Raw genomic sequence first — 622 nt, 5'->3', positions numbered from 1 at the left:
GCTGATGGCCTGGGTCTTTTCGCCGCGCTGGATATAGGCGCCATCCTCGATTAGGGTCACCAACTTTTCGCCCAGGGACATGATCGCCCTGTATTCACCAGAGTGAAAGAAGTCATGGGTGAACGGGTAGTGGTGCGACAGGCCGTGGGCAATGATCTCGATCTGCGGCAGGAACAGGTGACGCTCGGTGTCTTCGCGCACGGTAATCAGATACCGCTGGCTACCATCGCGGGTATCCAGGCTCAGACGGGCCAGCAATTGATCGCACCACTGCTGGATATGCCCCTGGTCGGTCAGGTGCTCGGGCGTCAGGGACGGCAGGTACACCATCTGTTCCAGAATCTCGCGCGGATACAGGCGGGACAGGCGCTCAATAGTGTCCATGACCGAGCGGTATTCGTACACCAGCTTCTCCAGCCCTTCACCACTGATGCCCGGGGCATCGGCGTTGACGTGCAGGCTGGAGCCCTCCAGGGCGGACTGGGTCAAAAATGCGGTCAGCGCCGCTTCATCCTTCAGATACTGCTCGAACTTGCCCTTGCTGATTTTATACAGCGGCGGCTGGGCGATGTAGACGTGGCCCCGCTCGATCAGCTCGCGCATCTGACGGAAGAAGAAGGTC

1 pseudogene is annotated in these 622 nt (G+C 59.6%); it reads right to left on the bottom strand.

Features of this window, described 5'->3' with window-relative positions:
• A pseudogene (gyrB, locus tag B3187_RS05105) lies at positions 1-622 on the bottom strand (DNA gyrase subunit B); the annotation flags it as partial.

Origin of the sequence: Marinimicrobium sp. UBA4209 (assembly GCF_002381585.1) — a bacterium.
Taxonomy (GTDB): Bacteria; Pseudomonadota; Gammaproteobacteria; order Pseudomonadales; family Cellvibrionaceae; genus Marinimicrobium; species Marinimicrobium koreense.
Note: the sequence above shows the minus strand (reverse complement) of the source record. Positions and strands in the feature narration are given on the sequence as shown.